The organism is Arhodomonas aquaeolei DSM 8974 (assembly GCF_000374645.1).
In the GTDB taxonomy this organism is placed as follows: Bacteria; Pseudomonadota; Gammaproteobacteria; order Nitrococcales; family Nitrococcaceae; genus Arhodomonas; species Arhodomonas aquaeolei.
Genome location: NZ_KB894820.1, coordinates 25,657 through 34,235, shown reverse-complemented (window position 1 = coordinate 34,235; position 8,579 = coordinate 25,657). Strand labels below are relative to the sequence as shown.

The following is an 8,579-nucleotide window of genomic DNA, read 5'->3' as shown; positions in this document are numbered from 1 at the left end:
CGGCTGCTCGAAGGCAGCCGACGTCCCCGGTGCGGGATGTTGGCTGCCGGGAGCAGCCAACCTACACGGTGCGGCATCGCCCGGGACCCCTGCCATAGGTCGGCTGCTCGAAGGCAGCCGACGTCCCCGGTGCGGGATATTGGCTGCCAGGAGCAGTCAACCTACGCGCCGTCATTGCGTGGCCTCGCGGTTCCCGCCCGCCTGTGAAAGAGAATCAGACTCTCGTGCAAATAATAATAACGATGGGTAAGGCCATGCGGCTTGCCGACCGGTAGCGTAGTCAATCACGTGCCCGGCCCGACCCGGTGTCCGGGTGCCAGGTGCCGGAATCACCGCGAACAACGACTACGAATGACGGAGGAGAGCATGGCGAACCATCGCAAACGGTTCCTTGTGGGCGCGCTACTCATGGCGTTCTGCGCCACAGCCGCCGCCAAGGAGTTCAAGCTGGGACTGATCGTCCCCGAGTCCCACGCCTGGTCCCAGGCGGCCAAGCGCATGGGTGAGGCGCTGGAGGAGCGCTCCGACGGCCGGCTGTCGGTCAGCATCTTCCCATCCGGCCAGCTCGGCGACGAGTCGCAGATGATGCAGCAGCTGCAGACCGGTGCCCTGGACATGGCCTTCCTTACAGTGGCCGAGGTCTCCAATCGCGTCGATGACTTCGGTGCGCTGTACGCCCCCTACCTGGCCAAGAACGTCAGCGAGGCGGACACCCTGCTGCACGCCAAGACGGCCCAGGGGCTGCTCGACCAGCTCCCGCGCAAGGCCGGCGTCGTGGGCATCGGCTACGGCATCGCCGCCATGCGGCTGATGCTGACCACCTACGAGGTCGACGACGTCTCCGATCTCGACGGCCACAAGATGCGGATCACGCCGTTCGAGCCCATCAAGGACTTCTACAACATCCTCGGTGCGGCCTCGACGCCGATGCCGCTGACCGATGTCTACGACGCCATGGCCAACGGCCAGGTGGACGGTGTGGATGCGGACATCGAGCTGGTCTGGAAGCTCCATCTCTACGACCACGCGGACACGCTGCTGTACTCCAACCACATGATGTTCCCGATGGTCGGCCTCGTCTCCGGCCGGGTCTGGGCAGGCATGGACAAGAAGGACCGCAAGCTCGTGCGCGAGACCATGTCCCAGTCGCTGGACGGTCTGTTCGACCGCTACACCGACGTCACCCAGGACATGCTCGACAAGGTCAAGAGCAAGGATGTGGAGATCCACCGCGTCGGGCCCGAGTTCTTCGGTGACAAGCTCGACGAGTGGGAGCAGCGCTGGCGCAAGAAGACGCCGGTGCTCGAAGAGCTGCGTGCGGACGCCGACCGGCTGCTTTGAGTATGGGGCTGGCACAGCAGCGTGACGGAGGTGGCGGCGCTGTCGCCGCCACCTCCGCCGGGGTCCGTGGCGACGGGGTCCCGATGGCGAGGCCCCGCGCGGCACTGAGGCGGCTGAGCGCCGCCCTGGGCTGGTTCGAGGCGCGTGCCTGTCAGACGCTGGCGGCGGCGCTGCCGCTGATGATCCTGGTGAATGTCGGCAGCCGCGCCATCGGGCAGCCGATCTTCTGGATGGACGAGCTGGCGATCTACACCATGGTGTGGCTGGCGATGTTCGGGCTCGCGCTGACCATCCACACCCGCGACGCGGTGTCGGTCACCCTGCTCCAGGACGTGGTGCCGGGGCCGTTACGCCGGTTCATGCGCGTGCTCTCCGACCTGATCGTAGTCGGCTTTGCCGCGGCGCTGGTCGTGCTCTCCTACCTCTGGTTCGACCCCATCACCTTCGCGCAGAGCGGCTTCGACGTGGCCGAGTTCTCCGCGCAGACGTTCAACTACATCTACCAGGAGCCCACGGCGACCCTCGGTATCTCCAAGACCTGGTTCTGGCTGATCGTGCCGCTGGTCGCGGTGACGACCCTCGTCCACGGGCTCGACAACCTCTGTGCGAGCGCCGCCGCCATGATCACCGGGCGGGACGACGCGGCGCCGGAGGCGGAGGACGCGCGGGCCGCCGCGCGGGAGTGACGTGATGGTTGCAGGTACCTTTCTCGCCCTGCTGTTTCTCGGTGTGCCTATCGCGGTGGTGCTTGCGGTGGCCGCGCTCGTGTACATCGGCGTGAGCGACAACGCCGTGCTCTACCTCTCCTATCCCCAGCAGTTCTTCGGCGGACTGGAGAAGTACGGACTGCTGGCGATTCCGCTGTTCATGCTCGTCGGCGAGCTCATGAACGAGGGCGGCATCACGCGCCGGCTGGTCTCGCTGGCCTCGGCGTTCATCGGTGCGGTGCGCGGCGGACTCGCCTACATCAACATCCTCGCCAACATGCTGCTCGCCTCCATCGTCGGCTCGGCGAACGCGCAGGTGGCGGTGATGTCGCAGGTCATGGTCCCGGAGATGCACAACAAGGGCTATGACCGCGGCTTCGCGACCGCCACCACGGCCGCGGGGGCGCTGCTCGCCCCGGTGATCCCGCCGTCCATGCTGTTCGTGATCTACGGTGTGCTCGCCCAGATCTCCATCGGCGACATGTTCATCGCCGGGATCATCCCGGGGCTGCTGATGGCGGTGGGCTTCATGGCCGTGATCGCCCTGCTCGGATTCGTTTACAACTATCCGCCCGGCGAGCGACTCACGCTCGCGGAGAAGGCACGCAACGTGGTCGCTGGCATACCGTCCATGCTCGTGCCCGCGGTGATCATCGGCGGCATCATCGGCGGGGTCACCACGCCCACCGAGGCCGCCGCCCTCGGTGCGGCGATGGCCGTGGTGGTGGGCAAGTACGCCCACGGCGAGATGCACTTCGAGCGCATGGGGCCGATGCTGCTGCGGGTGGCCACCAACACGGCGGTGGTGCTGGTGCTGGTCGCCGCGGCGAACGTATTCGGCTGGATCATCGTCTACGAACAGCTGCCGCAGGCGCTGACCGTCTACCTCCAGTCGCTGACCACCGATCCGTTCGTGTTCATGCTGCTGATCAACGTGCTGCTGCTGGCGGTGGGCACGGTCATCGACGGCATCGCCGCACTGATCATCCTGGTGCCGATCCTGCTGCCGGTGGCGCAGTCGACCTACGGCATCGATCCGTTCCACTTCGGCGTGGTCATCTGCATCAATCTCGTGCTCGGGCTGCTCACCCCGCCGGTGGGCGCGGCGCTGTACGTGGCCTCGCGGGTCACCGGTGTCAATCCCGGGGCGATTTTCAAGGCGCTGATGCCGTTCCTGCTGGTGACCGCCGGCGTGCTGGTCATGATCTCGTGGCAGCCGCGCCTCGTGACCTTCTTCATTCAGTGAGCGGCCGCGCCGGCCCCGCGGGGCCGGCGCGGCTCCAGCCAGTCCTTATCGGGAGGAGATGACCCCATGAACAGACTTCAGGGCCGTGTCGCCATCGTCACCGGTGGTGCCCAGGGCATCGGCGCGGCGTACTGCCGTGCACTCGCGGAGGAGGGCGCAAAGGTCGCCGTCGTGGACGTACTGGACGGCGCCCGGGTGGCCGCGGAAATCGAGCAGGGCGGCGGCGAGGCGTTTGCGCTCACCGTCGACGTCGGCGACGAGCGCTCGGTGGCGGAGATGGTCGAGCGCGTGGACGCGCGCTTCGGACGGATCGACATCCTGGTCAACAACGCCGCCATCTACGCCTCCCTCGACCTCAAGCCCTTCACGGACATCGACGTCGCCGAGTGGGACAAGGTCATGGCCGTGAACGTCCGCGGCCCGTTCCTGTGCGCCCGTGCCGTGGTGCCGGTGATGCGGCGCAACGAGTACGGCCGGATCATCAACATCGCCTCGGGCACGCCCTACAAGGGCACCCCCGGGATGCTGCACTACGTCACCTCCAAGGGCGCGACCATCGCCTTCACCCGCGCCCTTGCCCGGGAGGTCGGTGCCGACGGCATCTGCGTTAACACGCTCTCGCCGGGCCTGGTGCTGAGCGAGGGCGTGATGGAAAACGAGGAGCTCCGCGACACCCTCACACAGCCGGTGCTCGCGAGCCGCTCGATCAAGCGCGACCAGCTCCCCGAGGACCTGCTCGGGCCGCTGATCTATCTCGCCAGCGAGGACTGCGCCTTCATGACCGGCCAGTCCCTGGTGGTCGACGGCGGTTCGGCGATGAACTGAACACCGCCCGGCGGCGGTGGCGAACCCACATGGCCGCGGCGCTGCCGTGGTAACGGAGGAAACGATGGAAGAGACAGCCCGCCACTGGATCGACGGCGCCTGGACGCCGTCGCGCGACGGCGCCGAGGCGCAGAGCATGGACCCGGCCACCGGCCGGGCCATCGGGCGGTTCGCCGACGGTGGTGACGCCGAGGCGGGCGCGGCGATCGACAGCGCGTGGCAGGCGTTCTTTCACGGCGAGTGGGCGGCGAGCCCGCGGCGCCGCGCCCAGGTGCTGCTCGACTACGCCGATGCCCTGACGCAGCGGCGGGAGCCGCTCGCCGAGCTGCTCACCCGCGAGACCGGACGGCTGCTGCGCGCCTCGCGCGGGGAGATCAACGGTGCGATCTCGGAGCTGCGGTTCTATGCCGGGCTGGCCCGCACCGTGTTCGGCCGTGTCACCGAGGTGGAGCCCGGCGAATTCTCCCTGCTGACCCGCGAGCCCGCCGGCGTGGCGGGCATCATCGTGCCGTGGAATGCGCCGGCCATCCTGCTGGTGCGCTCGCTGGCACCGGCGATGGCGGCGGGCTGCACCAGCGTGATCAAGCTCGCGCCCCAGTCCTCGCTGTTCCAGACGGCCTTCCTGGCGCCGCTCTACGAGCAAACCGACCTGCCTGCGGGCGTGGTGAACTCGCTCTGCGGGACCGGCAGTGCCGCCGGCGAGCGGATGGTGGCCTCGCCCCGGGTGCACGTCATCAGCTTCACCGGCAGCAGCGCGGTGGGCAAGCGCATCATGGCCGCCTCCGCGGACACCATGAAGCGTCTCAACCTGGAGCTCGGCGGCAAGGCCCCGTGCGTGGTGTTCGACGATGTCGACGTCGACGCCGTCGCGCCCCGGCTGGCGGCCGCGGCGACCATTCTCTCCGGGCAGCAGTGCACCGCCGCGGACCGGGTGCTCGTCCACGAGAGCCGTGCCGCGCAGATGCGCGAGGCCCTGGCCGAGGCGATGACCTCGCTGGTGGTGGGCCCGGGCATGGACGAGGCGAGCCAGATGGGGCCGCTCATCGACCATGCCAGTCGCGACCGCGTCGCCGGCGTGGTCGAGGCGGCCGGACGTTACGGCGAGGTCATCGTGCGCGGCGGCATCCCCGACGGCCCCCTGGCCGACGGGGCCTTCCTCACGCCGAGCCTGATCGCGGTGAGCGACCTCGACGCGCCCATGGTCCAGGAGGAGTTCTTCGGTCCGGTGCTCAACCTCGAGACCTTCAGCAACGAGTCGGAGGCCGTGGCCCGCGCCAACGCGACGCCGTTCGGCCTGGCCGCGAGCGTGTGGACCGCCGACGCCGCCCGGGGCCGCCGCGTGGCCCGTGGCATCCGCAGCGGCACGGTGTGGATCAACGATCACAACAAGCTCTTCGCCGAGGCGGAGACCGGCGGCTTCGGCGAGAGCGGCGTGGGCCGGCTGCACGGCGCCGAGGCCATGGCCGAGTTCCTGGAGACCAAGCACATCCACGAGACCGTGGGACACGTCGAGCCCGCGCCGCTGCCCGGGCGCGAGCGCTGACCGCCGCGCCGGCCCGACGACCCGTTGGACGGGCGCGGTGAGCCGCGCCCCCCTGGAGGAGGACAACCATGCCTGACGAGAACCGGCCCGTAACCGGCCTGCGCGACTGGCTGCGGCGGCTCGCGGACACCGACCGCCTGAGCGTGGCGCGCCCCGGCGTGCCGCTCACCTACCGCCTGGCCGCCATCGCCAAGCGCCTGGACGGCCGGCGGGCGACGGTCTTCCCGTCGCCGGACGGCCACCCCATCCCCGTGATCTCCGGGCTGGTCTCCTCCCGCGGCTGGATCGCCGAGGCCATGGGGGTGACGGAGTCCGACGTGCTCCAGCGCTTCGAGGACGCCGCGGCGTCCCCGCTGCCCTGGCGCGAGGTCACCGACGCGCCGGTGCAGGCCGAGGTCCACCGCGACGTGGACCTCACCCGCCAGCTGCCGGTGCCGACCCACAATGAGCACGACAGCGGCCCCTACATCACCGCCGGTCTGCTGATTGCGCGCAACCCGCGCACCGGGGTGCAGAACGTGTCCATCAACCGCTGCCAGATCAGCGGCCCGGACCGCATCGGCGTGCTGATCCTGCCCCGCCACGCCCACGCCTTCTACCAGATGGCGGAGGAGGCCGGCGACGCGCTGGAGGTGGCCGTGGTGGTGGGTGTCGACCCCATGACCCTGCTGGCGTCCCAGGCCATCGTGCCCATCGACCACGACGAGCTGGAGATCGCCGGGGCGCTGCGCGGTGAGCCGCTGGAGACGGTGAAGTGCGTGACCAACGACGTGCGCGTGCCGGCGGACGCCGAAATCGTCATCGAGGGCCGCTTGCTGCCGCAGGTCCGCGAGCCGGAGGGGCCGTTCGGCGAGTTCCCGCAGTACTACGGTCCCCGCGACGACCGCCACGTCATCGAGGTCGACGCGCTCACCCACCGTCGCGAGCCACTGTTCCACACCATCGTCGGCGGCGGCCTGGAGCACCTGTGGCTCGGCGCGATCCCGCGGGAGGCGACCCTGCTCGCGCACCTGCGCCGCAGCTTCCCCGGGGTGGTGGACGTGCACCTGCCGGTGGGCGGCGTCTGCCGCTATCACCTGGTGGTGCAGCTCGACAAGCGCCAGGAGGGTGAGGCGAAGAACGTGATCATGGGGGCGTTTGCCGGCCACTACGACATCAAGCAGGTGGTGGTGGTGGACGGCGACGTCGACATCCACGACCCCGACGAGGTGCAGTGGGCCATCGCCACCCGTTTCCAGGCGGACCGCGACCTGGTGGTCGTGCCTGAGGCCCAGGGCTCCAAGCTCGACCCGTCCGCGCGCCACGGCGTCAGCGCGAAGATGGGCCTGGACGCCACGGTGCCGCTGGCGGCGGAGCCGTTCGAGTTTACCCGCATCCGCATCCCGGATGAGGACACCCTCGACCCGGAGAGCTACGTCGACGCCGACGGCCTGGACTGGCTGCGCGGGAGGCTCGACGGATGAGGACGAGCACGCCGGCGGAGCGCCCGCGCATGATCGTCGGCGTTACCGGTGCCTCGGGCACGGTCATCGGCATGCGTCTGCTCGAGCGCCTGCGCGCCCTGGAGGTGGACACCCACCTGGTGATGAGCCGGGCGGCACACCTGACCCTGCACCACGAGCTCGGGCTCAAGCCGGCGGCGATGCACGCCCTCGCCGACACCGTCCACCCGGTGGAGGACGTGGGCGCGGCCATCTCCAGCGGCTCGTTCCGGACCCTGGGCATGATCGTCGCCCCGTGCTCGATGAAGACCCTGGCCGAGATCGCCACCGGCGTGACCGGCAACCTGCTCAGCCGGGCGGCGGACGTGGTGCTCAAGGAGCGCCAGCGGCTGGTGCTGCTCGCCCGGGAGACCCCGCTGCACGCGGTACACCTGCGCAACATGCTCACCGTCACCGAGATGGGCGGGATCGTGGTGCCGCCGGTACCGGCGTTCTACAACGAGCCGCGCTCCATCGACGACATCCTCGAGCACATCGTCGGCCGGACCCTGGATCTGTTCGGCCTCGATACCGGCCGGGTGCGTCGCTGGGGCGGGGAAGAGCCCGCGCCTCCCTAGCAGCGGGGCCGCGCGGGCACAACACAACGACGAGGAGGGGAGGAAATGAGCGAAAAACAGATGACTTTCCGCGAGGCATTCCGTGCCGATACCCCGTGGTGGTATCGCGGCGAAATGCATCTCGCCTTCACCCTGGTCTTCACCGTGGGTGTCATTGCCTATTGCGCCGTGCAGATCGAGGCGGCGACGGCCTGGGAGTGGCTGATCGTCGTGCCGATCTTCCTGTTCGGCAACTATATCGAGTGGGCCGCCCACCGCTACATCCTGCACCGCCCGGTGAAGGGGCTGCGGATGATCTACAAGCGCCATGTGATGACGCATCACCGCTTCTTCACCCACGACGACCTGAGCTATCACGGTCAGCGCGACTGGCGCGCGCTGCTGTTCCCGCCTTTCGCGCCGGTCATGTTCGTGCTCTCGGCGGTGCCCCTGGCGCTGGTGATCGACGCGCTGTGGTCGGCGAACGCCGCGTATATCGCGGTCATCACCATGGCGGGCTATTACCTCATGTACGAGGGCCTGCACACCCTCTCGCACATCGAGGACAGCCCGTTCCTCGACCGGCTGCCGCTGGTCAACACCGTGCGCCGGATGCACGTGATCCATCACCATCCGGCGCTGATGCAGAACCGCAACTTCAATCTCACCTTCCCCATCTGCGACGCCCTGTTCGGCACCAGCGATCTGGAGAAAGGACTCTGGGGGACGCTGTTCCACGGCATGGGCGATGCGGGCATGCGCGACGCGGATCGCGCGAAATACGAGAACTACCGCGGCGGCAAGGCGCCCTGGTCGGCACCCCGTGACGGGGAGTCGGGCGGGGGCACGGCCTGAGGCCGGGCCGCACGCGGATAACAC

Annotated in this window: 8 protein-coding genes; all 8 read left to right on the top strand. The window is 69.1% G+C overall.

Annotated elements, in window-relative coordinates:
* The first annotated feature begins 366 nt into the window (after positions 1-366).
* Complete coding sequence (locus C516_RS0116060; protein ID WP_051088259.1) at positions 367-1,341, top strand: TRAP transporter substrate-binding protein; 975 nt, start codon at positions 367-369, stop codon at positions 1,339-1,341.
* An 83-nt stretch (positions 1,342-1,424) separates the two neighbouring features.
* Complete coding sequence (locus C516_RS19835) at positions 1,425-2,027, top strand: TRAP transporter small permease (protein ID WP_156831279.1); 603 nt, start codon at positions 1,425-1,427, stop codon at positions 2,025-2,027.
* 4 nt (positions 2,028-2,031) lie between these two features.
* Positions 2,032-3,294 (top strand): TRAP transporter large permease, encoded by a 1,263-nt coding sequence (locus C516_RS0116050; RefSeq protein WP_018719438.1) that lies wholly within the window; start codon positions 2,032-2,034, stop codon positions 3,292-3,294.
* A gap of 66 nt (positions 3,295-3,360) precedes the next feature.
* Positions 3,361-4,119: an SDR family NAD(P)-dependent oxidoreductase gene (locus C516_RS0116045; protein WP_018719437.1), complete on the top strand. Its 759-nt coding sequence runs from the start codon at positions 3,361-3,363 to the stop codon at positions 4,117-4,119.
* Positions 4,120-4,183: 64 nt separating this feature from the next.
* Complete coding sequence (locus C516_RS0116040; protein ID WP_018719436.1) at positions 4,184-5,662, top strand: aldehyde dehydrogenase family protein; 1,479 nt, start codon at positions 4,184-4,186, stop codon at positions 5,660-5,662.
* 68 nt (positions 5,663-5,730) lie between these two features.
* Positions 5,731-7,125 carry a UbiD family decarboxylase gene (locus tag C516_RS0116035; RefSeq protein WP_018719435.1) on the top strand — a complete coding sequence of 465 codons (1,395 nt, stop codon included), beginning with the start codon at positions 5,731-5,733 and terminating at the stop codon, positions 7,123-7,125.
* On the top strand, positions 7,122-7,721 hold the full coding sequence (locus C516_RS0116030; protein ID WP_026321241.1) for a UbiX family flavin prenyltransferase: 600 nt from the start codon (positions 7,122-7,124) through the stop codon (positions 7,719-7,721). Before C516_RS0116035 ends, C516_RS0116030 begins: the two co-directional genes overlap by 4 nt.
* A 45-nt stretch (positions 7,722-7,766) precedes the next feature.
* Positions 7,767-8,555 carry a sterol desaturase family protein gene (locus C516_RS0116025; RefSeq protein WP_018719433.1) on the top strand — a complete coding sequence of 263 codons (789 nt, stop codon included), beginning with the start codon at positions 7,767-7,769 and terminating at the stop codon, positions 8,553-8,555.
* The last annotated feature ends 24 nt before the right edge of the window (positions 8,556-8,579 follow it).

Bases quoted from the DNA above. Each gene is read 5' to 3' on its own strand.
- C516_RS0116060 (WP_051088259.1), top strand. From the start codon at position 367: ATGGCGAACCATCGCAAACGGTTCCTTGTGGGCGCGCTACTCATGGCG.
- C516_RS19835 (WP_156831279.1), top strand. From the start codon at position 1,425: ATGGCGAGGCCCCGCGCGGCACTGAGGCGGCTGAGCGCCGCCCTGGGC.
- C516_RS0116050 (WP_018719438.1), top strand. From the start codon at position 2,032: ATGGTTGCAGGTACCTTTCTCGCCCTGCTGTTTCTCGGTGTGCCTATC.
- C516_RS0116045 (WP_018719437.1), top strand. From the start codon at position 3,361: ATGAACAGACTTCAGGGCCGTGTCGCCATCGTCACCGGTGGTGCCCAG.
- C516_RS0116040 (WP_018719436.1), top strand. From the start codon at position 4,184: ATGGAAGAGACAGCCCGCCACTGGATCGACGGCGCCTGGACGCCGTCG.
- C516_RS0116035 (WP_018719435.1), top strand. From the start codon at position 5,731: ATGCCTGACGAGAACCGGCCCGTAACCGGCCTGCGCGACTGGCTGCGG.
- C516_RS0116030 (WP_026321241.1), top strand. From the start codon at position 7,122: ATGAGGACGAGCACGCCGGCGGAGCGCCCGCGCATGATCGTCGGCGTT.
- C516_RS0116025 (WP_018719433.1), top strand. From the start codon at position 7,767: ATGAGCGAAAAACAGATGACTTTCCGCGAGGCATTCCGTGCCGATACC.